We start from the raw sequence: 24677 nt of genomic DNA on the forward strand, positions 1-24677 counted from the left end.
GGTCAGTTCGGGCACCGGGGCAGCTCGTCGTCGAGCTGCTGCGGCCGGACGCGGATGCCCGGCATCCAGGCCCTGCCACCGTCGTGGTCGACCCGGAACCAGATGCTGCTGTGCCCGCCGGCCTCGTCGGTGACGCTGATCCCGTCGGCGATCTTGCAGATGGCCTGCAGGACGTCGCCGTGCCAGACGCGGCCCACGACGTTGGGCCGCAGGTACGGCGCATAGGGGTCGCGGGCCAGGCCGAGCGCGCAGTAGTCGGTACGGCTGTGCCGGCAGGCCCGTTCGATGTTGTTCACGGTGATCCGGGCCGAGCCGGCGGCCGGTCCCGCGCCCGCCGCGGCCGATGCCCGTCCGTCGCCCGCCACCCGGCCGTCCGCGTCCGAACCGGTCAGCGCCATGACGGCGAAGGCGGCCCCGGCGAGGACGGCGGCGGTGCCGAGCCCGGCCAGCACCAGCCGCAACCGCCGCCGCCCCGGCGCCGCCTCCCGTGGATCCGCACCCGCCACCTCCTCCGCGATCTCGCGGTCCGTCGGTGCCGCCGCGTCCGGTTCGGCCGCTGCGGGCGGTTCGGTAGCCGGCGGCGCCGCCTCGTCCGCCGCCTCCTGGGCGTGGTGGAGCAGCTCCACCAGCGCCGGCAGCCGGTCCTCACCCGTGAAGGAGAGCTTGCACCACTGCACCAGCAGTCGTTCATCGGGCAGGCTCTGACCGCGTAGATAGCGTGACAGGGACGAGCGGCTGGCCGGCAGGCGGGCCGCTAACTCCTGGAGGCTGTACCCCAGTTCGCCGTGCATGCGGCGCAGTGCGGAGACGAAGTCCCGGGCGGGACCGGAGAGCTCAGCCGGGAGTGGGGCCAGTGGTTTGCGTCGGACATTCGTGGCGTCGTTCTCATGGCCAGGCACGCCTCGCATTCCAGCACAGTGGCCATGCGCGTGCGAGGGGCACTTCCGCTCCCCTGTGGCGGAAGTACCCCTCGTTACGCGATCCGGAACGAACCCGGACCGTTCGGTGACGTTTCACGTGAAACAGCGCGCTGCGGCCCGGTCGATCGTGAGCCAGCTCGGCCGTACGTGCCTCGCCCCCCGTTCGCTGCCGCCGTTCAGTCGCCGAACACCACGGGCCGGTACGGCGTGAACTCCGGGTCACCGCCCGGCAGGCCGTAGGTCAGGCTCCGGTGGTCGGTGCCGTGGTCACCTCGCTGCTCGAAGGCGGTGTACGAGGAGTGCGCGGCGTCGTTCCACTTCTCGAAGATGACGACGTGACGGTTGTTGTTGTCCCCCGACGCGTCGATGAGGAGGTCGCCGCCCTTCAACGCGCCGAGCGAGATCGGCCGGGTGAGACCGCGATCGGTCGCCAGTCCCACGGTGTTGGTGCCGGGTGTCGGCAGCCGGAGCGCCATCGACACGTAGCCCGAGCAGTCCTGCCGGTAGCCGTCCTTCCAGACCTGGGACTGGCTGTACGGGATCTGGGACCCGTTGTCGGCGGTCAGCCAGGTGGCGGCGCGCGCCAGCATCTCCCGGCGTGCGGCACCGGGGCTGGGCGGCGGACCGCCCTGCACGGGTATGCCCGGCAACCGGTCCTGCGGTATGTCCACCGCGACCACGGTGAGGAAGCCGCTGACCGGCCCGGTGAGGTGCGCCATGTAGGTCGAGCAGGCGTTGCCCTCGCACACGCGCCGGCCGGTGTTCACCTGGTAGTCGGCGGTGATCCGGTCCTTCCCCGGCGCCGAGGCATTGATCATTCCGACGGCGGGGGAGCCGGTGTCGGCGCTGGCGTGCACCACCCAACGGGTCCCCCAGGTCGGGAAGTCGGCGGCGGCCCGCTGCGTCGAACCGACGGCGCCGTGCGCGACCCCGGTGATCCCGGTGATCCCGAGACCCGCCGCGGCGGCCGTCGGAAGGACCCGGCGCAGCAGGGTCCGGCGGAGCCCGGATGCCGTGCCCGCCACCGGGGTTGTGCCGTCCCCCGGTGGCGTGGTGCCGTGTTCCTCCATGCCGGTGCCCCTCCGCCTCGTCGGTCCGTGGTGCCGTCCGCGGGGTCCCCCCGCGACGACGGAGACCATGGTGGGCCGGGACGGCCCCCGTACACCGCCGCTGCGCGGCCTGTGGGACGTCGCTCTCGTCTCACAGGGCTGTGACCTGCGGTGACGTGGCGCGCGATGGCGGCTTTCGGGACGCCGAGGGGTGCCTGCTGGGACATGACGGGACAGCCGCGGGCAGGTCCGGAGGCCGTGCCGCACGCGGCTGCGGAGGACCGACGGGAAGCGGGCAAGAGGAAAGGGCGCCCGCCGGGGGAATCGCGGGCGCCCTGCTTCGGGGGCCGTCGTCGGCCCTACGCGGTCCGGACTACCAGGAGGCCGCGGTGTTGGGGTCCGACTGCCAGTACGTCACCTGCGCACTGTCGTCGAGGTACGCCGAGCCGCCCGGCAGCGCGACCTTCACCGACCCGCCGACGCTCCCGTCGCCGTCACGACCGGCGAGGCTGACGGAGAGCGAGGTCGCCGTGCGGCCGCCCTGGGCGTCACCGTCGGCCCGGGACAGCAGCACACCGGCGTAGCCCGACTCCCCCGGTGCCAGGGTGACCACGGCCTGCGGCTTGCTGTCCGGAAGGTCGGCAACCGGCGACTGTGCCTCGTCGAACTGGAGGTAGGGGTAGGCGTGGAGGTCGCAGGTGGCGCCGGAGGTGTTGGTGGCCTGCAGCAGCAGGTGGTTGATCGGGCGGGTCAGCGGCTGTGCCACGATGCGGACCTTGGAGGGGTCACAGGTGGTGCGCCGGGCACTCGACCCGCGGCCGCCACCGTTGGCGGCCTGTCCCGAACCGGCCGTGGGACCGTGCTTCCCGCCGGCGGTCGTGCTGTCCGCCACGGTGGTGTCGCCCGTGCCGCTCTTCCCGGTCGCACCGCCGTTGCCCTTGGCGCCGCCGTTCTCCTTCTGCGCCGGGGCGGGGGAGCCCTGGTCGTGGTGCATGCCGTTGGCCGCGGGGTCCTTGGCGTCCTGGGGCGCGGGGTCGAACGGCTTGGCGTCGCTGGTCTTGAGCGGGTTGTCCTGGCTTCCGCAGGCGGTGAGGGTCAGCGCGGCCACCGCGGTCAGCCCGGCCGCGGCGATCCGCAGCGTACGGCGCCGGGCCGAACGGGTCGTACGGGCCGTGGTGGCGGCATCGGTGCGTGGCATGTCCGGTCTCCCCCCGGGCGGCGGAGCGGGGCGAGGCGCTCCGCTGTCTGGCCCGGCGTGGTCGGCCGGCCCTGGTCCTGCGGTCTGTCCACAAGACTGCCGACCGCCGCTGCCGTACCGCTAACGCCTGCCTAACGCCCGTGTCCCCCGTCGCGGCCGTGGCTCAGCCGGCCCCGCCTCCCGGGCGTCCGCCCGACCCGTCGGGCTCCGTTCCCTCGCCGCCGTCCGGTCGCCGGCCGCCCTCCGCACCCCCGTCCCGGGCGAACAGCTGCGTCAGGGCGCTGATCGTGTAGACGTCGGTGGCCTCTTCGTCCACCAGGTGCATTTCCGCGAGCCGTTCGAGTCCGTCCTGCGTGCGCTCCTGGTCGGACCCGGCGAGGGCAGCCGCGGCTGAGGCGTTGAGATGCCCGTCGGGGCTGTTGGCCAAGGCCCGCAGCAGCCGGGCGTCGTCTGCGGACAGCCGGGCGACCGACACGCGCAGCGCCGCCGCTATTCCGGTGTCCTCCGCCGACAGCAGCGCCAGCCGACGCCGCTCGTCGCGCAGCGCGGAGGCCAGCCGGGCCAGTCGCCAGCGCGGCCGCGCGGTCAGCTGTGCCGCCGCGGCGCGGAGCGCCAGCGGCAACCCGTCGCACAGATCCACCAGTTCGCGGGCCGCCGCCGGGTCTTCCGCGACCCGGTCCGACCCCAGCATGGCGCCGAGCAGCGCGGCGCCCTCGTCGTGGCCGAGGGCCTGGAGGCCCACCGGCCGGGCGCAGTCCGTGGCGACCAGTCCGTCGAGCCGGCTGCGGCTGGTGACGACCGTGACGCAGTGCGGACCACCGGGCAGCAGCGGTCGCACCTGTGCCGAACTGCGCGCATTGTCCAGGACGACCAGCACCCGGCGCTCGGCGACCAGCGAGCGGAACAGCGCCGAGGCGGCCTGCGCGGAGCTCGGTACCCGTTCCGGCGGGGTGCCGAGCGCCTGGAGGAAGTCGCGCAGGACCTCGGCCGGAGCCGTCTCGTCGCCCTCGCCGAAGCCGCGCAGGTCGGCGAAGAGCTGGCCGTCGGGGAAGGAGCCGGCGTGCAGGTGCGCCCACTGCACGGCGCATGCCGTCTTGCCCACCCCGGCCGGGCCGGCGACCACGGCGAGCGGGCTCTCCCCGGTCGTACGGTCCGTCAACACGTCCGTCAGGGCGTGCAGTTCGGCCTGTCGTCCCAGGAAGCGGGCAGGCGGCCGGGGAAGCAGGCGAGGTGCCCCGCCGGAACCGCTCCGGCCGGTCTGTGCCGGGTCGCCGGCCCCGCCCGTGCCCCCGTCACGGGGAGCCGGTGCGTCAGCGTCGTGTTTCACGTGAAACGCTCGCCCCTCGGCCGGAGCGCCCGCGGCCCCGCGCGTCGGCTCCGCGGCCTTCCGGGGATCGTCCGCGGTCTCCGCCCGAAGGATCTCCTCGTACGCCGACCGCAGCCGCTCGCCCGGATCGACGCCCAGCTCCTCGCTGAGCAGTCGTCGGGTGCGGTGGTACCACTCCAGCGCATCGGACTGCCGGCCGGTCCGGAACAGCGCCCGCATCAGCGCGGCGATCAACCCCTCCCGCAAAGGGTGGTTGACGGCCGCGGAGTACAGGACGGCCGCGGCCTGTTCGTTCTCGCCGAGCGCGCCGTACGCCCGGGCGAGCGCCTCGACGGCCGACAGCCTGCGCTCTTCGAGGGCGTGCGCGGCGGCCGCGAACGGCGGGCTGGTGACCGTGCCGGTGAGCGCCGGCCCGCGCCACAGCCCCAGTGCCTCGCGCAGCAGCGGGACCGCATCGGCCGGCGCCGCCTCGGGGCGGGCCAGCGCGACCAGTTCACCGAACCGGTGGGCGTCGATCAGTTCTTCCGGCAGCCGGAGCAGGTAGGCCGAGCCGTGGGTGGCCAGCTCGATGCCGAACGCTTCGGCACCGCCCGCCGCCAGCGTGGCGCGCAACCGCGAGACGTGCCCTTGGACGACCGTCCGGGCGTGCTCGGGCGGTTCGTCCTCCCACAGGGAGTCGATCAACTGCTCCAGTGGAACGGTGGTGTTGGGCTGCAGAAGCAGCAGTGCCAGCACACTGCGCCGTTTGGCGGGCCCGAGCGACAGCTCCTCGGAGCCGCTCAGCACGGAGATCGGGCCGAGCAGTGAGAATTCCAACTCAGCTCTCCAGGAAAGCCGCGAGGGCGTTCGCCAGCAGGTACGGGTCCTGCGCGCCGCACAGCTCGCGGGCCGAATGCATGGACAGGATCGCGACGCCGATGTCGACGGTCTGGATGCCGTGTCGGGCCGCGGTGATCGGCCCGATCGTGGTGCCGCAGGGCATCGCGTTGTGCGAGACGAAGGACTGCCAGGGCACTCCGGCCCGTTCGCAGGCGGCGGCGAACACCGCACGGCCGCTGCCGTCGGTCGCGTACCGCTGGTTGACGTTCACCTTCAGGATCGGTCCGCCGTTGGGCATCGGGTGGTGCCCCGGCTCGTGCCGGTCGCTGTAGTTGGGGTGCACCGCGTGCCCGGTGTCCGACGACAGGCAGATGGTGCCGGCGAAGGCCCGCGCCCGGTCCTCGTAGCTGCCGCCGCGGGCGAAGACCGAACGCTCCAGCACCGTGCCGAGCAGCGGGCCGTCCGCACCGGTGTCCGACTGGCTGCCGTTCTCCTCGTGGTCGAAGGCGGCGAGCACCGGGATGCTGGTCAGCCGGTCACCGGCGGCGGCCGCCGCGGTCAGCGCGGCCGTACCGGCATGCACGGACAGCAGGTTGTCCATCCGCGGACCGGCGACGAGTTCGCGGTCGCGCCCGAGGTAGGCGGGCGGTTCCACGCTGTGGACCATCAGGTCCCAGCCCTTGATGTCATCCGCGGGGACCCCGATCTCCTCGGCCACGAACGCGATCAGGTCGCCCTCGGCGACCTCGCCCAGGCCCCAGATCGGCGTCATGTGGCGCTGCTTGTCGAGCTTGAGCCCCTCGACGTTCACCGATCTGTCCAGGTGGACGGCGAGTTGCGGCACCCGCAGCAGCGGCCGGTCCACGGTGACCAGCCGGTTGCTGCCGTCCCGCAGCGTCACCCGACCGCTGAGCCCCAGATCGCGGTCGAGCCAGGTGTTGAGCAGCGTTCCGCCGTAGATCTCCACGGCGATCTGCCGCCAGCCGCGGGAGCCGGTGTCCGGGATCGGTTTGACGCGGAGGTTGGGGGAGTCGGTGTGCGCCCCGACGATGCGGTACGGGGTCGCGGCGTCGGCCCCCTCGGGCACGTACCAGGCGATGATGGCACCGCCGCGCAGCACGTACGCGCCACCGCTCCGGCCGTCCCACGCGTCGGTCTCCGCCACCTGACGGAAGCCTGCCTTCTCCAGCCGCTCCGCTGCGTTCGCCACCGCGTGGTAGGGCGACGGACTGGCGGCGAGGAAGGACATGAGGTCGTCGGTGTGGCCGCGGTCGTAGCGGACGGAGTTGGTCATGGATTCAGCATAAGGAGCCAACTCCGCACTTCCGCGTGCCCGAGGGGTGCGACTCCATTGCCTTCCGGCCACGATTTCCCCCTCGCCGGGCGGATGCGCCGGCGGAATGAGCGGTTTCCGGGCCACTTGCGGGGCAACGGGGCCCACGGGCAACGGTGGGCGTCCTCCGCACCACCCGCCCACACGACGGTGGTGCCCGCCTCCCGGGGGGATGAGAGGCGGGCACCACCAGTGTGATCAGTGATTCTGAGAGGTTTGTGAGAACCGGGTGACGGTCCGGGAACAGGCCCTGGACCGCCCGGACTCAACGGTGCCTCAGAACGCGGCCTCGTCCAGCTCCATCAGGGACTGGTCGATGGACTCCGCCAGCGTGCGCTGGAGGGTGACGCCCGGCAGGACGTTGTGCGCGAAGAACTTCGCGGCGGCGATCTTGCCGGCGTAGAACGCCTTGTCCTTCGACGACGCGTCGGCCAGCTTCTCGGCGGCCACCGCGGCGCCCTTCAGGAGCAGGTAGCCGATGACGACGTCACCGGAGGCCATCAGCAGGCGGGTGGTGTTGAGACCGACCTTGTAGATGGACTTGACGTCCTGCTCGGTGGCGGCGAGGTCGGTCAGCATGGCGCCGACGATCGCCTCCAGCGCCTCGGCGGCCTTGGCCAGCTCGCCGCGGGCCTGCTCCAGCTCGGCGCCGCCCTCGGCGTCGGCCAGGAACGCCTTGATGGTCCCGGCCAGCTGGGTCAGCGCCGCGCCCTGGTTGCGGACGATCTTCCGGAAGAAGAAGTCCTGGCCCTGGATGGCGGTGGTGCCCTCGTAGAGGGTGTCGATCTTGGAGTCCCGGATGTACTGCTCGATCGGGTACTCCTGGAGGTACCCGGAGCCACCGAAGGTCTGCAGCGACTGGGCCAGCTGCTCGTAGGACTTCTCGGAGCCGTAGCCCTTGACGATCGGCAGCAGCAGGTCGTTCAGCGCGTTGGCGGCGGAGACGTCCTCGCCCGCGGCCTCCTTGACCATGATCTCGTCCTGGACCGTGGCGGTGTACAGCACCAGGGCGCGCATGCCCTCGGCGTACGCCTTCTGCGTCATCAGGGAGCGGCGCACGTCGGGGTGGTGGGTGATCGTGACGCGCGGGGCGGACTTGTCGGTGAACGCCGCCAGGTCCGGGCCCTGCACGCGCTCCTTGGCGTACTCCAGGGCGTTGAGGTAGCCGGTGGAGAGGGTGGCTATCGCCTTGGTGCCGACCATCATGCGGGCGAATTCGATGATCCGGAACATCTGGCGGATGCCGTCGTGCTTCTCGCCGATGAGCCAGCCCTTGGCGGGGTGGCGGTCGCCGAAGGTCATCTCGCAGGTGTTGGACGCCTTCAGGCCCATCTTGTGCTCGACGTTGGTGGCGTAGGCGCCGTTGCGCTCGCCCAGCTCACCGGTCTCGAAGTCGAACTCGTACTTCGGCACGAGGAAGAGGGACAGGCCCTTGGTGCCGGGGCCGTGGCCCTCGGGGCGGGCGAGGACGTAGTGGAGGATGTTCTCCGCCATGTCGTGCTCACCGGAGGTGATGAAGCGCTTCACGCCCTCGATGTGCCAGGAGCCGTCCTCCTGCTGGACCGCCTTGGTGCGGCCGGCGCCGACGTCCGAGCCCGCGTCGGGCTCGGTCAGCACCATGGTGGAGCCCCAGCCCTTCTCCACGGCGACCTTGGCGATGTGCTTCTGCTGCTCGGTGCCCTCCTCGAAGAGCACGCCGGCGAAGGCCGGGCCGGAGGCGTACATCCACACGGCCGGGTTCGCGCCCAGGATGGTCTCGGCGAAGGCCCACAGGAGCGAGCGCGGCGAGGTGGTGCCGCCGATCTCCTCCGGGATGCCCAGGCGCCACCACTCGGCGTCCATGTACGCCTGGTAGCTCTTCTTGAAGGTGTCCGGCACCGGCGCGGTGTTGGTGTCCGGGTCGAAGACCGGCGGGTTCCGGTCGGCGTCGGCGTAGGAGTCCGCCAGCTCGTTCTCCGACAGGCGGGCGATCTCGGACAGCACGCTCTTGGCGGTGTCGACGTCCATCTCCGCGAACGGTCCGGTGCCGTACACGCTGTCGCGGCCGAACACCTCGAAGAGGTTGAACTCGATGTCGCGGAGATTCGACTTGTAGTGCCCCATGGGTACGGCTCCGTAAGGGTTCGGGAGGGCCTCTGTACGAGGAAGACCTCGACGCGAGGAGGGACCTCGATACGCAATACCAGCAAGTAGCTACGATGATGCTACCCATCAGTAATAAGAAGCAACCCCTAACGGCCGATCTGTGACGAGCGTCCCCCGCGCGACCCTCGAATCAGTACGCTGTGGCGCATGTACGGCTACGACCAGAACGCGGGTGCCGGGCAGCAGTACGGAGCGCCGCCCCCGCCGCAGCAACCGGCCCCCGGGGGCTACGGCGAGCAGCCGCTGTATCCCGAGCCGTCCCCGCCCTCCCTCGCCGACGCGGTGCGCGCCTTCACCACCGGGTCGATGTCGGCCGAGGACTTCCAGGGCATCTTCTCGACGTCCAAGGTCTACTGCCCGCGCGGTGACAACCCCGGCTTCCTGGCGCTGCACAACACCCAGCAGCCGGTCATCCCGATGTTCACCTCGCTCAAGGAGCTGCGCCGGTACGCCGGCAAGGAGTCCAAGTACTTCGTGATCACCGGCGCCGAGGTGCTCGACCTGCTGCCGACCGGCTACGGATTCGTCCTCGACATGGAGGGCGACCACCGGATGGTCTTCGACGCGAAGGCCGTGGAGCAGATGGTCGACTTCGCCATGCGGCGGATGTACGGCTAGTCGCCGGCGCTCCCTGGATGTCTGACGCCGCCCTTCGGGGCGGCCTTCTTTTGCCCTGCCGCAACTCGTTGACCTGCTGAAACGCCCTGGCGCGAGAAGTGGGAATGCCGCACGTCTTGCAGGTTGTTCATCTTTCAACTAACTTGATTGAAGCGCGAACGACCGAGGAGGCCGTCATGCCCGCTGTGACCGTTGAGAACCCGCTGACCCTGCCGAAGGTGGCCGCACCCGCCGGTGCGCGCACCCGACCCGTGCTGACCGTCACCACCGCCCCGAGCGGTTTCGAGGGCGAAGGCTTCCCGGTGCGCCGAGCCTTCGCCGGGATCGCCTACAAGTACCTCGACCCGTTCATCATGATGGACCAGATGGGCGAGGTGGAGTACGCGCCCGGAGAGCCCAAGGGCACCCCGTGGCACCCGCACCGCGGCTTCGAGACCGTGACCTACCTGCTCGACGGCACGTTCGTGCACCGCGACTCGCACGGCGGCGGCGGGGTCATCAACGATGGCGACACCCAGTGGATGACGGCGGGCTCCGGTCTGCTGCACATCGAGGCGCCGCCGGAGTCGCTGGTCATGTCGGGCGGTCTCTTCCACGGCCTCCAACTGTGGGTGAACCTCCCGAAGAGCGACAAGATGATGGCGCCTCGCTACCAGGACATCGGTGGTGGCAAGGTCAAGCTGCTGACCTCCGCCGACGGCGGTGCGCTGCTGCGGCTGATCGCCGGTGACATCGACGGTCATCAGGGACCGGGCGTCACCCACACTCCGATCACGATGATGCACCTGACGGTGAACCCGGGTGCAGAGGTGACCCTGCCCTGGCGCTCGGACTTCAACGGTCTCGCCTACGCCCTGGCCGGCAGCGGCACGGCCGGCGCGGAGGGCCGTCCGTTCCACATGGGCCAATCGGTGGTCTTCGGCGAGGGCGATGCGCTCACGATCCGGGCCGACGAGAGCCAGGAGTCGCGCAGCCCCAACTTCGAGGTGGTGCTGCTGGGCGGGCTGCCGATCCGCGAGCCGATGATGCACTACGGACCGTTCGTCATGAACACCCACGCCGAACTGGCCCAGGCCTTCGAGGACTTCCAGGCCGGCCGGCTGGGGACGATTCCCGCTGACGCGCGCTGAGCGGCCGCCGAAGGTGGGATCGCGGGGGCGGTGTTTCACGTGAAACACCGCCCCCGCATTCGTGTTTCACGTGAAACGCCGCGCTGGCGACCCGTCGTCCGGACGTGAGGTGGCCCTCCAATGTCCGTCCACCGCGGCCCGGCCGTGGTGGACTGTCCGGGTGCGAAACGACTCGGATCAAGACCGGAGTGGTGCCGAGCACGGCCGGCCGCCGCACTCCCCGCCGCTGCTCCCGATCGAGGCCCGCCGGGCCGCCGCCTGGTGCGCGGCCGGGCTCCTGGTGGCGGCGGTGGTGGCCGTCGGCGTATGGCTCTGCGTCGAGTTGAGCGCGGCGGTCACGCCCGTGCTGCTGGCCCTGCTGGGCAGTGCGCTGCTCGGGCCCTTGTACCGGCGGCTGGTGGCGATGCGCCTCAACCGCTCACTGGCGGCCGGGCTGACCTGTGCCGTGTTGATGGTCGTGGTCGGCGGAGCCGGATACATCGTGGTCAGCGCGCTGGTCGACACCGGGGACCAGATCATCGCCTCGCTCAAGGACGCGGCGAGCGACCTCACCAAGCACTTCGGCGTGGCGGGGAACTCGCTCAGCGACCTCGCCACCAACGCCAAGACGCTGGTCACCAAGTTCGGCAGCAGCGCGGCCTCCGGGCTGCTTGCGGGCGTGAGCATCGTGGGTCAGTTCATCGCCGCCGCGGTGCTGGCCCTGCTGCTGACCTTCTTCTTCCTGCGCGACTCCGACAAGGCGGTCCGCGCACTGCACGACTGGGCGCCGGGCGACTCGGCGCCGCGGGTGGAGGGGATGGCCCGTAGGGGCTTCCAGTCCATCGAGGGGTTCATGCGCGGCACCACCTTCATCGCGCTGATCGACGCCATCTGCATCACCGTCGGCCTGCTGATCCTGGACGTTCCCGGTGCGCTCGGCCTGGGCGCGCTGGTCTTCGTCGGCGCCTACATCCCCTACCTCGGCGCCTTCATCTCCGGCGCGGTGGCGATCCTGGTGGCGTTCGCGGACCGCGGCTTGGTGATCGCGCTCTGGGCGCTCGGCGTCGTGCTCGCCGTCCAGGTGCTGGAGGGCCATGTGCTCCAGCCGATGATCCAGAGCCGCACGGTGCAGATGCACCCGGCCGTCGTCATGCTGGCGATCACCGCGGGTGCGAGCGTCGCCGGGATCCTGGGCATGCTGCTGTCGGTCCCGCTGACCGCGGCCGTCTCCGGCGTCCTGCACGAACTGCGCAAGCACTACGCGGCGGGCTCGGTCACGGACTCCTCGGGGCCGGACGACACCGGACCCGACGGCTCCGCCAGCGTCCCGGCGTCCTCGTAGAGCTCGAACCACGTCGACTTGCCGTCCCCGCGCGGGTCCACTCCCCACGCCCCGGCGAGCAGTTCCATCAGCACCAGGCCGCGCCCCGAGGAGGCCAGTTCACCGGGGCGGCGGCGGTGCGGCAACTCGTCGCTGCCGTCCGCGACGTCCACCCGCAGGCGCCGGGTGCCGTGCTCACCGGAGACCTCGGCCACCAGCAACGCGTCCCCGTCGGTGTGCATCAGCACGTTGGTGACGATCTCGGAGACCAGCAGCACCGCGGAGTCGACCTGGTCCGGGTCGCGCCAGTCGTGCAGCACGTCGCGCATCTGGCGGCGCGCCGCGGCGATCCGCTCCGGCTCCGCTTGGGCGACCGAGAACACCGTGCGCCGCCCGGGCCGCTGGGCGAGCCGGTTCCCGGCGTCCAGGCCGCAGCTGGCGCCCTCGCGGGAGAGCAACAGCAGGGCGATGTCGTCCTCGCGACGGTCCACCAACGGACCGGTGGTGTGGTGCGACGACGGGCCGTGCACCGCCTGGACGAGGCCATCGGCCAGCCGTTCCAGGCTCTCCGCGACCCCCTCGTCGGTGCCGGCGCGGTGCCCCTCGAAGACGTCGCGCAGCCGCCCCCAGCCGGTTTCCAGGTCGTGTCCGCCGGTCTCGATCAGTCCGTCGGTGCAGACCAGCATGGTCTCGCCGGGCTCCAGCACGATCCTCGTGGTGGGGTAGTCGCCGTCCGGATCGATGCCCAGTGGCAGCCCGCCGGACGTGGGCCGCAGCATCACCGTGCCGTCGGCCATCCGGATCGCCGGATCGGGGTGGCCGGCCCGCGCCACGTCCAGCAACCCGGTGGCCGGGTCCACCTCGACGTACAGACAGGTCGCGAACCGCTGGTCCTCGCCGTGCCCGCGGAACTCGGTCTCGTTGATCCCGGCGAGGAAGCGGGAGGCGCGGGAGAGCACCGCGTCCGGGTGGTGGCCCTCGGAGGCGTAGGCGCGCAGCGCGATCCGCAGCTGCCCCATCAGCCCGGCGGCCCGCACGTCGTGTCCCTGGACGTCGCCGATGACCAGTGCGATCCGTCCGGACGGCAGCGGGATCATGTCGTACCAGTCGCCGCCGACCTCCAGGCCCCCGCCGGTCGGTACGTAACGGGCCGCGACCGCCATCCCCGGGATATCCGGCTGCACCGTGGGCATCATGCTGCGCTGCAACCCCACGGCCAGCTCGTGCTGCGACTCCTGCACGCCGGCCCTGGCCAGCGCCTGCGCGAGCATCCGCGCGACGGTGGTCAGCACCGAGCGCTCGTCCGGCGTGAAGGCGACCGGCTGCGCGAACCCGGCCTTCCAGGCGCCGATCGTCCGGCCCGCGTTGACCAGCGGGAGGTACGCCCAGGACCGGTGGTCGAAGGGGGCGGCCAACGGCCAGGTGATGGGGTAGCGGCGCTGGTAGTCCTCCGGGGTGGGGAGGTAGATGGCCCGGCCGGTCCGCACGACCTCGGCGGCCGGGTAGTCGGTCTCCAACATCATCTCGGAGAAGGGCAGCTCGTCGTCGGGGAGCTGCCCGTGGTGACCGATCACCGAGAGCCGGTCGCCCTGAATGCCGAAGACCGCCAGGGCGTCCGGCATGAACCCCGGCATGGAGAGTCCGGCCGCGACCCGCAGCACCTCTGCGGTGGACCGTGCCTCGGCCAGGGCCCGGCCCGCGTCCAGCAGGAATGCCTCGCGCGAACGGCGCCAGTCGCCGGTCACCGGGGTCCGTGCGGCCGAGGTGCCGGGCTGCGGTTCGGGCACCTCCTGGAGGGTGCCGACCAGTTCGAAGTCGCCGTCGACGATCCGGGGCCGCGAGCGGGAACGGACGGTGCGCAGCACTTCCCCGCGCTCGTCCACGATGCGCAGCCGCGCCTCGGCGAGGGTCCCCTCGGATACCGCCAGCTGGACGACGCCGTTGATCTCGGCGAAGTCGACGGGATGAAAACGGGAGCGCACGGCCGCCTCGGTGACTTCGACCGGTTCGGCGGGAAGGCCCAGCAGCCGGGCCGCTTCGGCATCGAGGGTCACCCGGCCGGATGCGTTGTCCCAGCGCCACAGGCCGGTCGCGAGGACGGCCAGGAGCTCCTTGGTGCGCATTGCATCACTTTAGGCGGATTTGACGTGGCCCGACCAGCGAGCCGGGCGTGACCATCGTCGCAGCCCGGGGGCCCGGTTTCCGGCAGGGGGGACGCTGATGGGTATATGTCAACCAGGCCGCTTGGGGCGGGCGGTAACCTGGAGCGGTTATGCCACTCCTGGGGTGGTCTTTCGGGTGATCCACAAGGCGATCGATCGGGCGCGCCAGCCTGGTGCCTCCCCTTTCCGCCCGTCAGCTCCCCACCTCGACTCGCGACGACTTGGATGAGCGATGCATCGGTACCGGTCCCATAACTGCGGCGAGCTCCGAGCCGCGGACGTCGACACCGACGTCCGTCTCAGCGGCTGGCTGCACAATCGACGTGACCTGGGCGGCATCCTCTTCATCGATCTGCGTGACCACTACGGTCTCGTGCAGCTCGTCGCCCGCCCCGGCACCCCGGCCAACGAGGTCCTCGGTTCGCTGACCAAGGAGACCGTCGTTCGCATCGACGGCAAGGTCAGCGCCCGTGGCGCCGACAACGTCAACCCCGACCTGCCGACCGGTGAGGTCGAGATCGAGGTCACCGAGGTCGAGGTGCTCGGCGCCGCCGAGCAGATCCCGTTCACGATCAACGCCGAGGACGGGGTCAACGAGGAGAAGCGCCTCGAGTACCGCTTCCTCGACCTGCGCCGCGAGCGCATGCACCGCAACATCATGCTGCGCACTGCCGTGATCTCCGCGATCCGGCACAAGATGGTGGCGCTCGGCTTCAACGAGATGGCGACCCCGATCCTGTCCGCGACCTCCCCCGAGGGCGCCCGCGACTTCCTGGTCCCGTCCCGTCTGCACGCCGGCAGGTTCTACGCGCTGCCGCAGGCCCCGCAGCAGTTCAAGCAGCTGCTGATGATCGCCGGCTTCGACCGCTACTTCCAGATCGCGCCCTGCTTCCGCGACGAGGACGCCCGCGCGGACCGCTCGCCGGGCGAGTTCTACCAGCTCGACGTCGAGATGAGCTTCGTCGAGCAGGAGGACGTCTTCCAGCCGATCGAGCAGCTGATGACCGAGCTCTTCACCGAGTTCGGCAACGGCCGCACGGTCACCTCGCCCTTCCCGCGCATCCCGTTCCGCGAGGCGATGCTCAAGTACGGCTCCGACAAGCCGGACCTGCGCGCCGAGCTGGAGCTGGTGGACGTCTCCGACGTCTTCGCGAACTCCGGCTTCAAGGCGTTCGCCGGCAAGCACGTCCGCGCGCTGGCCGTGCCGGACACCGCCGAGCAGCCGCGGAAGTTCTTCGACCAGCTGGGCGACTTCGCCGTCACGCAGGGCGCCAAGGGCCTGGCCTGGATCCGCGTCGGCGAGGGCAACGCGCTCAACGGCCCGATCGCCAAGTTCCTCACCGACGACGACGTCAAGGCGCTGGTCGCGGCCCTCGACCTCAAGCCCGGTCACGCCGTCTTCTTCGGTGCCGGCGAGTTCGAAGAGGTCTCCAAGATCATGGGCGCCGTCCGCGTCGAGGCCGCCAAGCGCGCCGGCCACTTCGTCGAGGGCGAGTTCCGCTTCTGCTGGATCGTCGACTTCCCGATGTTCGAGCGCGACGCGGACACCGGCAAGATCGAGTTCTCCCACAACCCGTTCTCCATGCCGCAGGGCGGCCTGGAGGCGCTGGAGACCAAGGACCCGCTGGACATCCTGGCCTGGCAGTACGACATCGTCTGCAACGGCACCGAGCTCTCCTCCGGCGCGATCCGGAACCACGAGCCGGAGGTCATGTACAAGGCGTTCGCGATCGCCGGGTACGACAAGGAGACCGTGGAGGCCGAGTTCGGCGGCATGCTCCGCGCCTTCAAGTTCGGCGCCCCGCCGCACGGTGGCATCGCCCCGGGCGTCGACCGGATCGTCATGCTCCTCGCCGACGAGCCGAACATCCGCGAGACGATCGCCTTCCCGCTCAACGGCAACGCCCAGGACCTCCTGATGGGCGCCCCGTCCGAGGTCGACGAGGCCCGCCTCAAGGAGCTGCACCTGAGCATCCGGACCGGCCCGGCGAAGCCCACGCCGTACAAGCCGACCAAGTAAGCAGCACCGGACGAGGGCCCGGGACCGCCACCGCGGTCCCGGGCCCTCGCGCATCCCGCGGCACCTGCGCGCGGGGCCCGCACGGACGACGGCGCCCCTGGACCGGATCGGTCCAGGGGCGCCGCCGTACTTCCCGTCAGCTGCGGGCGTCGGGCCTCAGCCCTCGTCACCGCCGAACCGCTCCCGGTACGCGGCCAGGTCATCCTCGGTGATCTTCGCGAAGAGCACCGGCGGCACGGTGAAGGACGTCCCGGCGGGCACGAACGCCAGCGCCTTCGCCTCCTCCTGCGACACCCAGGTCGCGGTGTCGCCCTCCAGCGCGAACGCACCGCGCATGGCCTTCGCCGACGCCGGGATGAACGGCTCGGAGACCACCGCGTAGAGGTGGATGAGGTTCATCGCGGTCCGCAGCGTCAGCGCCGCCGCGTCCTTGTCCGTCTTGATCTCCAGCCACGGGGCCTTCTCCTCCAGGTAGGAGTTGCCCGCGCTCCACAGCGCCCGAAGCGAGGCCGTCGCCTTGCGGAACTGGAGCGCCTCCATGTGGCCCTCGTACTCCGCGAGCAGCCCGGCGATCTCCTCGCCCAGCTTCTGCTCGGCGGCACCGGCCTCGGCACCGGCCGGCACGTCGTCACCGAACCGCTTCCGCGAGAACGAGAGCACGCGGTTGACGAAGTTGCCGAGGGTGTCGGCCAGATCCTTGTTGACCGAGGAGGAGAACAGCTCCCAGGTGAAGGACGTGTCGTCCGACTCCGGGGCGTGCGCCATCAGGAAGTAGCGCCAGTAGTCGGCGGGCAGCAGCTCCAGCGCCGCGTCGGTGAAGATGCCGCGCTGCTGCGACGTGGAGAACTTCCCGCCGTAGTAGTTGAGCCAGTTGAACGCCTTGAGGAAGTCCACCCGCTTCCACGGCTCGCGGGTGCCCAGCTGCGTCGCCGGGAACATCACGCTGTGGAACGGCACGTTGTCCTTGGCCATGAACTCCGTGTAGCGCACGTCGTCGGCCTCGTACCACCACGACTTCCAGTCGCGCTCCTCCGGCGCCTGGTCCGCCCACTCCTTCGTCGAGCCGATGTACTCGATCGGGGCGTCGAACCAGACGTAGAAGACCTTGCCCTCGGCGGCCAGCTCGGGCCACACGTCGGCCGGCACCGGCACGCCCCAGTCCAGGTCACGGGTGATCGCCCGGTCCTGGAGGCCCTCGGTCAGCCACTTGTGGGCGATGGAGGACGCCAGGGTCGGCCATTCCTTGCTGCCGTTGCCGGCCAGCCAGCCCTCGACCTCGACCTGGAGCTTGGACTGGAGGAGGAAGAGGTGGGTGGTCTCGCGGACCTCCAGGTCACCGCTGCCGCTGATCGCCGAGCGGGCGTCGATCAGGTCCGTCGGGTCCAGGACTCGGGTGCAGTTCTCGCACTGGTCGCCGCGCGCCTTGTCGTAGCCGCAGTGCGGGCAGGTGCCGACGATGTAGCGGTCCGGGAGGAAGCGGCCGTCGGCGTTCGAGTAGACCTGGCGGATGGCCCGCTGCTCGATGAAGCCGTTCTCGTGCAGCTTGCGTGCGAAGTGCTGGGTCAGCTCGACGTTCTCCTGCGAGGAACTCCGGCCGAAGTGGTCGAACTCCAAGCCGAAGCCGTCGTAGATCGCCTTCTGCTTGTCGTGCTGCTCGGCGCAGAACACGGCGACGGACTGCCCCGCGTCCTTCGCGGCCAGCTCGGCGGGCGTGCCGTGCTCGTCGGTCGCGCAGATGTAGAGGACGTCGTGCCCGCGCTGCCGCAGGTAGCGGGAGTACACATCGGCCGGGAGCATGGACCCCACCATGTTGCCCAGGTGCTTGATCCCGTTGATGTACGGAAGGGCGCTGGTGATGAGGTGTCGAGCCATTGCCGGCTGCTCCCAAGTCGCTACGGTGAGTGATGATTTGCTTTACGCAACGTCAATATCGTACTGGACGGGGTGCAGGTCCCCGCCCGAGTATTTTCGGGCCTGAAGGAGGTCGCTGGGCGGCGGCTCGCCCCGTCCGTTTCCCGTGAAACGAGCCCTCCCCTTCCCGTCCATCATCACGCACCCGCCGTGCGCCCCTCCGTCTCGTTTCACGTGAAACACGGTGGAAGAGGGCCGTTTCACGTGAAACCTTCCCCGCGCGCCGAGGGCGGCCGGGAGAGGCGGACACGAGGTCGGACGGCGGCGTGGAAAAGGAAACAGGCCGCGGCAGGACCCGGTCGGGGCCTGCCGCGGCCTGAGTGGCGCGGGCGCGGAGCGTCAGCTGTCCTTGAGGACCTTGGCGGCGCGGGCCTCGGTGAGCCACTCGGGGAACTCGACCATCAGCTGCTGGTAGAGCGCGTCGTGGGAGAGGCTGCGCGGGTCGCGCCCGGCGTGGAAGAAGCCGGCGTTGTCGACGGCGCGCTTCTCCGGGACGGTCAGGTCGTCGAGCTTCCGGAGGAAGTCGAAGCCCTTGGCCTCCGGATCACCGAAGCCGATGAACTGCCAGAAGATGGGCAGTCCGGCCGCTTCGCACAGGGCCCGCTCGGCGGCGGGCTTGGAGGTCGGCGCACCGTCGGTCTGGAAGATGACGAAGGCGGGGTGGCTGGAGCCCGACTTCTTGTAGTGCGCGACGACGGCCTCGATGGCCCAGTGGTAGTTGGTCCGCCCCATGTGGCCGAGGCCGGAGTGCAGTTCCTCGATGCGGCCTGCGTAGTTGGTCAGATCCAGGTCGGCGGAGCCGTCGACGTCGGTGGAGAAGAAGACGACCGGGACGGTGGCCTCGTCGTCGAGGTGCGCGGAGAGGCCGAGGGCCTGCTCGGCGAGGTGCTGGACCGTGCCGTCCTTGTAGTAGCTGCGCATCGAGCCGGAGCGGTCGAGGACCAGGTAGACGGTGGCGCGCTGGGTGGTGAGCTCGTGCTTCTCCAGAGTGGCGCGCGCGGCCTCGTAGAGGGGGAGGAGGTCGGGGGCGACCGTGTGGACGGAGTCGTCCGCGGCGGTCTCCGTGGAGACGGCGGCCGGTGCTGGCGCGGCGGCGACGGACTCGGCAGGCGCCGGCTCGTCGACGGGCGGGGTGGTCGCCTCCGGGGTCGCCTCTGCCTCTACTGCCGGTTCGTTGGCCGCAGTTGCCTCGGCGTCCGCCTCGACGGTCGCCTTGGGTGCCGCTTCGGGGGCCTTCTCAGGAGCCTTGGTGACCTCGGCCGTCGACGCGCCCGCGGCCTCTTCCGTGGCTTCCCCGGCTGCCGTGTCGGCGTCGGCGGCCGGCTGCGCCGCTGCTTCGACGTCAGCCTCGGCCTTCTCAGTCTTCTCGGCCTTCTCGACCGGTGCCGGCTGCTCGTCAGCCTCCGGCGCGGGGGCGTCGGCCGTCGTGGTCGGTGCGGTGGAGGGAGCGGGGCCGTCGAACGCCTGGCTGACCAGGTCGGCGGCGCTGTCGGTGCCCGCGGCAGCCGCGGTGGGTGCCGCTTCTTCTGCCGTTTGTTCTGCCTCGCGCGTGTTCTCGTGCGTCGCCGCGCGCTGTTCCACGACCTTCACCGTGCCCGCGTCGGCGGCCGCGTCGGTCTCCTTGGGCCGGGCCGACTCGGTCGCCTCGACGGCGGCCACCGGCTCGTCCGTCGCGTCGGTCGTGGCCTTCTCGGCGGTCGCCTCGTCCCGGACCGGGGCCTCGTCCCGCGTCGGCTCCACCTTCGTGGGGGGCTCCGGTGCGCGCTCGACCGGGCCGCTCTGGGCGGGCAGCGAGGCGGTGGCCGGGGCGGGTGCCGGCCCGGAGGTTTCGCCGGGTGCCGTGCGGGCGGCCGGGACCTCGGCCTCGGGGGGCGCGGTGGTGGTCGGGGTGGCCGGAGCGGGGGTGGATTCCTCGCGGGCCTCCGGGATCGTTGCCGACTCGGGCTGGTCGGCATTGTTCCGGGCCGCGCCGGATCCGTCACGGGTCGCCTTGGAACGACCGAAAGCGTTGCGCAGCAGACTCCGAATGCCCATCGGCTGACCTCTCTTGCGTGTGGTGGGTGCGGCGAATGTCCGTGAAGCGCGGACATGTCCCTGACCAGGACGGATACGTAAGGGTAGCGGTCTGCACCGACTTGATCGCGGGAACCCGCGGCTCGGTTGCTGGGCCATACGAGGGTGTTGGGCGGGGCGAGGGTTTCGGTCGGCGCGGCGTCGGGCCGGAAAGCGCATGTCGGGCCACGCGAATAGGGCGCGCGCTCTTCCAGGGAAAGCCCGATTGATCGTTTTCAAAGGGGCGTTCCTGTCGCTCGTATGGCGGCTCTTGACCGCATTCGTGGTGCAGAAGTTACGTATGAGATGCCCATTGTGACGGATAGCGAAATTGTCGACGGACTGTCACGGGGGTTCCGGGCGGAGCGGTGGATGCCTCAACTACTCCGATGCAAGGGCAAGTTCAGGTGGGGGTGATGGAGGTTCGCCGGATATCGGTGTTGTCAGTCCCGAAGAGGGTGTTTTGTCGCCAGCTGTTCACCCGTGCTTCGTTTCACGTGAAACATGAGCGTGGTGCGGTCAGTTGTCACGGATCTTGCGGCCCCGCTTGCGCACATCACGTGGGGGAAACGAACAGGCAAGAGCTCGGTAAGAAGTAAGTCGCGCAGGTATCCGATTCGCGGATGCGTCCGTCTTCTCCGGTGACCATTGTCCTGAGCCGCCCGTTGTGCCTCGGGGGGCGGCCGGTGAGAAGGCAAGAACCCTTTCGAGGGTGACGGGAGATGTGGGCGCATGGGGCTGACCAGTCAGTCGCTCGAAATCACAGTGATCGTGCTGGCGGTGGTCTGTGTCGCCGCGACGGTGTGGCTCTGGCCCCGACTGTCGCGGAACGGGTGGCGTCACGTGTTGGGGAGGCTGGGGGCCATCGTGGTCACCCAGGTGTCGATCGTGGCTGCGCTCGCCCTCGCCGTGAACACGAACTTCGAGTTCTACGGCAACTGGGACGAGCTGCTGGGCAACAACGATCAGGCACCAGCCTCGGTGAGCCAGGGGGACGGGCAGTACGCCACGGTCGGCAACATCAAGGGCGGACTGATCCAGCCCGCCGGCCCCCAGGGGCTCGACCGGGTGACCGGACTGCCGAAGGGCCCGGCGGACAAGGTGGGCAAGGTCGAGTCGGTGCGGATCATCGGCCGCCGCACCCGGGCCATCAACCCGGGCTTCGTCTATCTGCCGCCGCAGTACTTCCAGCAGCAGTTCCACCGACAGCGGTTCCCCGTCATGGTCGTCATCAGCGGCTACCCCGGCGGGATCATGAACCTCGCGCAGCACCTGCAGATCCCGCAGAACGCCGGTCGGCTGATCGCGCAGGGCAAGATGCAGCCGACCGTGATCGTGATGGTGCGGCCGACCATCGCGCCGCCGCGCGACACCGAGTGCGTGGATGTGCCGGGCGGCCCGCAGGCCGAGACGTTCTTCACCAAGGACCTGCCGGACGCCATGAAGTCGGCCTACCGGGTGGGCCACGACCCCAGTGCCTGGGGGGCGTTCGGATACTCGTCCGGTGGCACCTGCTCGCTCCAGCTGGCGATGCGCAACCCGCAGGCGTACACCTCCGCGGTCTCGCTCTCCGGTGACTACGCGATCAAGGACGACCTGACCACCGGCAGCCTCTTCGGCCCCGGTCCGACCGGTGCCCAGCGTCAGCACGAGCACGATCTGCTGTGGAGGTTGCAGCACCTGCCCGCGCCGCAGGTCTCCGCGCTGGTGGCCAGCAGCCGACAGGGCGAGTCGGACTACGGCGACACCATGAAGTTCATCCACGCGGTGAAGGCGCCGATGCGGGTCGACTCGATCATCCTGCCCCGCGGCAGCCACCAGTTCGGGACCTGGCGCAGGGAGGTCGTGCCGGCCCTGGAATGGCAGAGCCAGCAGCTGACGTTCCCGCAGGACACCGAGCCGAACGCGCCACAGAAGCCGGCACCGGGCGGGGAGAAGGGCGCAGCCAAGGGGCAGGCGCCGGCCGACGACCGGTCCCACAAGCGGGTGGAGGCGGAGCGCCCGCAGGGCTGACGCGACCGCCGGCAGGGCGGTGACGTGCGCGAAGGGGGCGCCGGACAGGGTCCGGTGCCCCCTTCGTCATGCGGTCGCTCCCCCGTGTGAGGACGCGGCTCCCCTCTCCGGCCGCACCGTCCGGGACGCGGGGCCCCGCCCCAGCGGGACCTCGGCCCGTCCCGACGGGCCCGGTTCACGGCCGGTAGACCATCCCCGGTTCCGGCTTCGCCGGGGCGAGCAGCTGCGACACGGTGACGACCGTGTAGCCGTGCTTCTTGAGCTCCTTGAGGATGCCGGGGACGGCCGGCACGGTGCCCTTGTAGATGTCGTGCAGCAGGATGATGCCGTCGCGCTTGGTCTGGTCGAGCACCCGCTTGGTGATCAGGTCCGAGTCGGTGGTCTGGTAGTCCTTCGCGGTCACGCTCCACAGGACCTGCGCCAGGCCGAGCTCCTTGCTGATCTTGGAGACCTCTTCGTCGGTCCGGCCCTGCGGCGGGCGCATCAGCGTGGGCGTCTTGCCGGTGATCTTGCGGACGTCCTCCTGGACCCGGGACAGTTCGCGCTTGGCCTCGTCCGGCTTGATCTCCGTGAGGATCTTGTGGGACCAGGTGTGGTTGGCCAGCTCGTGGCCCTCGGCGTCGATCCGCTTCACCTCGGCGGGGCGCTCGGCGATGTGGTTCTTGCCGAGCATGAAGAACGTGGCGTGGGCCTTGTTCTCCTTGAGGATGTCCAGCAGCCGGTTGGTGTTCTCGCTCGGGCCCGCGTCGAAGGTCAGCGCCACGCACTTGGCCTTGCGGCAGTCGACGGCACCGTCACCGGCTCCGGCCTTCGCGTCCTGGGCCTTGGCGTCGCTCGTCGCGGCGTCGGCTCGGGCGTCGGCCGGTGTGGTGACGTCGTACGAGGCGCAGCCGCTGAGGGCCAGGGCCAGGGAGGCGGCCGTCAGCAGCCCGAGTACGGACGAGCGGCGGGTCGCGGATATCTGCTTCGGCATTGCGGTGTCTTTCCTGGAGTCGTTCGCCGGTGAGCCGGCGGCTGTGGAGTTCTCGGCCGTGTTCCTCGGATCCCTGCGCCCACGGGCGGTGCCCGGAGCGTCCGCGTCCCGGACTCCGGGCATGGCGAAGCGGACGCGAACGGGCCGTGGCCCGGCGCGCCGATCGCCTTCCGAACGGACTCCCAGGACTATACATAGGGGGTACACACCATGTGTATAGAGGGGGGTGGGGTGTGGCGCTGGCAACAGCCCGATCGGACGCACCCCGCGCGACACCCCACCGCACCCGCGGTGAACTGCTGCTGTGACCGCCCCGCCGGACGACTGCCTGGCCCGCAACGACTGGATCTGCGCCGACTACCTGAGCACCCGCCGCCAGATCCTGCTCGACGCGGTCGGCCAGCACGTGCAGTTGACCGTGGTCTCGGTGGGCCTCGGGCTGGTGATCGCCGTCCCGCTGGCGCTGCTGGCCCGCCGCCGACGGTGGACGGTCGGGCCGGTCCTCGGCATCACCACCGTGCTCTACACGATCCCGTCGTTGGCGATGTTCTCGCTGCTGCTGCCGGTCTACGGCCTCTCCGCCACCCTCGTCGTGGTCGGCCTGGCGCTCTACTCCCTCACCCTGCTGGTCCGGAACCTCCTCGCGGGCCTCGACGGCGTGCCGGCCGGCGCCACGGAGGCCGCCCGGGGCATGGGGTACGGGCCGATGCGGCAGTTGCTGACGGTGGAACTGCCGTTGGCGGTGCCCGCCGCGATGGCCGGTCTGCGCATCGCCACGGTCTCCGCGGTCGCCCTGACCACCGTCGGCGCGATCGTCGGCTACGGCGGGTTGGGCAACCTCATCTACGCCGGCATGAACTCCTACTTCAAGGCGCAGGTGCTGACCGCGTCCGTCCTCTGCGTGCTCATCGCGGTCGCCTTCGACCTGCTGCTGCTCGGCCTGGAACGCCTGCTCACTCCGTGGCGGCGGGCCGGCCGCAGCTCGCGACCGGCCCGCGGGCGACGGCCGCTCACCGCCTCCGGACGGCGGGCGTGAGCACCCCCGCCGCCGTCTGGTCCTGGCTGACCACCGCTGCCAACTGGTCGGGCGAGAACGGCATCGGGCACCGGCTCGCCCAGCACGCCGTGCTCACCTTCGCCTGCCTCGTCCTCAGTGCCCTCATCGCCCTGCCGATCGCGCTGACGCTGGGCCATCTGGGCCGCGGTGGTGCCCTCGCGGTCAATCTCGCCAACGTCGGCCGTGCGGTGCCGACCTTCGCGGTCCTCGTCCTGCTCCTGCTGACCCCGATCGGGCGGCACGGGGAGTGGCCGACGGTCATCGCGCTGGTGCTGTTCGCCGTGCCGCCGCTGCTGACCAATGCCTACGTCGGGATGCGCGAGGTGGACCAGGACGTGGTCCGGGCCGCCCGGGGCATGGGGATGACCGGGATGCAGCTGGTGTGGCGGGTGGAGGCGCCGCTCGCCCTGCCGCTGGTGTTGACCGGGGTGCGGATCGCCGCCGTGCAGCTCGTCGCCACCGCCACGCTGGCCGCCCTGGTGGGCGGCGGCGGGCTCGGCCGCATCATCACCGCCGGCTTCAATCTGGCCAGTACCCCGCAGGTGGTGGCCGGCGCGGTGGTGGTCGCGGTGTTCGCGTTGTTGATGGAGGCCGTGTTCGAGCTGGTCCAGCGGTTCGCCCCGGCGAGGGCGCGCGGGCGGACCCGGTGA

The 24677-nt window shown here is 70.8% G+C and carries 17 protein-coding genes; 7 read left to right on the forward strand and 10 right to left on the reverse strand.

Translation table 11 applies throughout. From position 1 onward, the window contains the following. Positions 1 to 2 precede the first annotated feature (2 nt). The 6 genes from ACJ6WD_RS06840 to ACJ6WD_RS06865 form a co-directional block, all read right to left on the reverse strand. A complete protein-coding gene (locus tag ACJ6WD_RS06840) occupies positions 3 to 908 on the reverse strand; it encodes a helix-turn-helix domain-containing protein (RefSeq protein WP_407615300.1) in 906 nt (301 codons plus the stop codon). 188 nt (positions 909 to 1096) lie between these two features. Continuing rightward, on the reverse strand, positions 1097 to 1990 hold the full coding sequence (locus ACJ6WD_RS06845) for a hypothetical protein (protein WP_407615301.1): 894 nt from the start codon (positions 1988 to 1990) through the stop codon (positions 1097 to 1099). 352 nt (positions 1991 to 2342) lie between these two features. Beyond that, positions 2343 to 3167: a DUF4232 domain-containing protein gene (locus tag ACJ6WD_RS06850; protein WP_407615302.1), complete on the reverse strand. Its 825-nt coding sequence runs from the start codon at positions 3165 to 3167 to the stop codon at positions 2343 to 2345. A gap of 163 nt (positions 3168 to 3330) precedes the next feature. After that, entirely contained in the window at positions 3331 to 5310 is a 1980-nt protein-coding gene (locus ACJ6WD_RS06855; RefSeq protein ID WP_331247661.1) for a BTAD domain-containing putative transcriptional regulator, read from the reverse strand. A 1-nt stretch (position 5311) separates the two neighbouring features. After that, complete coding sequence (locus ACJ6WD_RS06860; protein WP_038520376.1) at positions 5312 to 6607, reverse strand: M18 family aminopeptidase; 1296 nt, start codon at positions 6605 to 6607, stop codon at positions 5312 to 5314. A gap of 315 nt (positions 6608 to 6922) precedes the next feature. Then, entirely contained in the window at positions 6923 to 8749 is a 1827-nt protein-coding gene (locus ACJ6WD_RS06865) for an acyl-CoA dehydrogenase (RefSeq protein ID WP_233657187.1), read from the reverse strand. 189 nt (positions 8750 to 8938) lie between these two features. On the opposite strand from ACJ6WD_RS06865, the gene ACJ6WD_RS06870 reads away from it, so the two are divergent. The 3 genes from ACJ6WD_RS06870 to ACJ6WD_RS06880 all read left to right on the forward strand — a co-directional run bounded on the left by ACJ6WD_RS06870 (position 8939) and on the right by ACJ6WD_RS06880 (position 11860). Beyond that, complete coding sequence (locus ACJ6WD_RS06870; RefSeq protein ID WP_016571781.1) at positions 8939 to 9409, forward strand: SseB family protein; 471 nt, start codon at positions 8939 to 8941, stop codon at positions 9407 to 9409. A 176-nt stretch (positions 9410 to 9585) separates the two neighbouring features. Next, positions 9586 to 10539 (forward strand): pirin family protein, encoded by a 954-nt coding sequence (locus ACJ6WD_RS06875; protein WP_016571780.1) that lies wholly within the window; start codon positions 9586 to 9588, stop codon positions 10537 to 10539. Between the two features lie 160 nt (positions 10540 to 10699). Next, positions 10700 to 11860: an AI-2E family transporter gene (locus tag ACJ6WD_RS06880; protein WP_233657186.1), complete on the forward strand. Its 1161-nt coding sequence runs from the start codon at positions 10700 to 10702 to the stop codon at positions 11858 to 11860. Here the strand turns inward: ACJ6WD_RS06880 and ACJ6WD_RS06885 are convergent. After that, the gene (locus ACJ6WD_RS06885) at positions 11776 to 13962 is read right to left on the reverse strand and encodes a SpoIIE family protein phosphatase (RefSeq protein WP_331247659.1); all 2187 of its coding nucleotides are present in this window, start codon (positions 13960 to 13962) and stop codon (positions 11776 to 11778) included. The genes ACJ6WD_RS06880 and ACJ6WD_RS06885 overlap by 85 nt on opposite strands. 271 nt (positions 13963 to 14233) lie before the next feature. On the opposite strand from ACJ6WD_RS06885, the gene aspS reads away from it, so the two are divergent. Next, positions 14234 to 16021, forward strand: a complete 1788-nt coding sequence (aspS, locus tag ACJ6WD_RS06890) for an aspartate--tRNA ligase (RefSeq protein ID WP_233657184.1) — start codon at positions 14234 to 14236, stop codon at positions 16019 to 16021. A gap of 156 nt (positions 16022 to 16177) precedes the next feature. Here the strand turns inward: aspS and metG are convergent, their stop codons facing one another. Further along, positions 16178 to 17893, reverse strand: a complete 1716-nt coding sequence (metG, locus tag ACJ6WD_RS06895) for a methionine--tRNA ligase (protein ID WP_233657183.1) — start codon at positions 17891 to 17893, stop codon at positions 16178 to 16180. Between the two features lie 378 nt (positions 17894 to 18271). Beyond that, positions 18272 to 19966 (reverse strand): VWA domain-containing protein, encoded by a 1695-nt coding sequence (locus ACJ6WD_RS06900; protein WP_407615303.1) that lies wholly within the window; start codon positions 19964 to 19966, stop codon positions 18272 to 18274. A 750-nt stretch (positions 19967 to 20716) separates the two neighbouring features. Here ACJ6WD_RS06900 and ACJ6WD_RS06905 point away from each other — a divergent pair. Beyond that, complete coding sequence (locus tag ACJ6WD_RS06905) at positions 20717 to 21997, forward strand: esterase family protein (protein WP_016578759.1); 1281 nt, start codon at positions 20717 to 20719, stop codon at positions 21995 to 21997. Positions 21998 to 22172: 175 nt separating this feature from the next. Here ACJ6WD_RS06905 and ACJ6WD_RS06910 read toward each other — a convergent pair whose 3' ends face one another. Beyond that, the gene (locus tag ACJ6WD_RS06910) at positions 22173 to 22970 is read right to left on the reverse strand and encodes a polysaccharide deacetylase family protein (protein WP_407615304.1); all 798 of its coding nucleotides are present in this window, start codon (positions 22968 to 22970) and stop codon (positions 22173 to 22175) included. Positions 22971 to 23274: 304 nt separating this feature from the next. Between ACJ6WD_RS06910 and ACJ6WD_RS06915 the strand changes: the two genes are divergently transcribed. Both ACJ6WD_RS06915 and ACJ6WD_RS06920 read left to right on the forward strand, forming a co-directional pair. Then, the gene (locus ACJ6WD_RS06915; protein ID WP_233657180.1) at positions 23275 to 24006 is read left to right on the forward strand and encodes an ABC transporter permease; all 732 of its coding nucleotides are present in this window, start codon (positions 23275 to 23277) and stop codon (positions 24004 to 24006) included. Next, positions 24003 to 24677, forward strand: a complete 675-nt coding sequence (locus ACJ6WD_RS06920) for an ABC transporter permease (protein WP_233657179.1) — start codon at positions 24003 to 24005, stop codon at positions 24675 to 24677. Before ACJ6WD_RS06915 ends, ACJ6WD_RS06920 begins: the two co-directional genes overlap by 4 nt.

This window comes from Streptomyces sp. VTCC 41912, from assembly GCF_045799175.1.
GTDB lineage: Bacteria > Actinomycetota > Actinomycetes > Streptomycetales > Streptomycetaceae > Streptomyces > Streptomyces albulus_C.

Excerpts from the sequence above, each read along its gene's own strand:
- ACJ6WD_RS06840 (WP_407615300.1), bottom strand. The coding sequence starts at position 908 with ATGCGAGGCGTGCCTGGCCATGAGAACGACGCCACGAATGTCCGACGC.
- ACJ6WD_RS06845 (WP_407615301.1), bottom strand. The coding sequence starts at position 1,990 with ATGGAGGAACACGGCACCACGCCACCGGGGGACGGCACAACCCCGGTG.
- ACJ6WD_RS06850 (WP_407615302.1), bottom strand. The coding sequence starts at position 3,167 with ATGCCACGCACCGATGCCGCCACCACGGCCCGTACGACCCGTTCGGCC.
- ACJ6WD_RS06860 (WP_038520376.1), bottom strand. The coding sequence starts at position 6,607 with ATGACCAACTCCGTCCGCTACGACCGCGGCCACACCGACGACCTCATG.
- ACJ6WD_RS06865 (WP_233657187.1), bottom strand. The coding sequence starts at position 8,749 with ATGGGGCACTACAAGTCGAATCTCCGCGACATCGAGTTCAACCTCTTC.
- ACJ6WD_RS06870 (WP_016571781.1), top strand. The coding sequence starts at position 8,939 with ATGTACGGCTACGACCAGAACGCGGGTGCCGGGCAGCAGTACGGAGCG.
- ACJ6WD_RS06875 (WP_016571780.1), top strand. The coding sequence starts at position 9,586 with ATGCCCGCTGTGACCGTTGAGAACCCGCTGACCCTGCCGAAGGTGGCC.
- ACJ6WD_RS06885 (WP_331247659.1), bottom strand. The coding sequence starts at position 13,962 with ATGCGCACCAAGGAGCTCCTGGCCGTCCTCGCGACCGGCCTGTGGCGC.
- aspS (WP_233657184.1), top strand. The coding sequence starts at position 14,234 with ATGCATCGGTACCGGTCCCATAACTGCGGCGAGCTCCGAGCCGCGGAC.
- metG (WP_233657183.1), bottom strand. The coding sequence starts at position 17,893 with ATGGCTCGACACCTCATCACCAGCGCCCTTCCGTACATCAACGGGATC.
- ACJ6WD_RS06900 (WP_407615303.1), bottom strand. The coding sequence starts at position 19,966 with ATGGGCATTCGGAGTCTGCTGCGCAACGCTTTCGGTCGTTCCAAGGCG.
- ACJ6WD_RS06905 (WP_016578759.1), top strand. The coding sequence starts at position 20,717 with ATGGGGCTGACCAGTCAGTCGCTCGAAATCACAGTGATCGTGCTGGCG.
- ACJ6WD_RS06910 (WP_407615304.1), bottom strand. The coding sequence starts at position 22,970 with ATGCCGAAGCAGATATCCGCGACCCGCCGCTCGTCCGTACTCGGGCTG.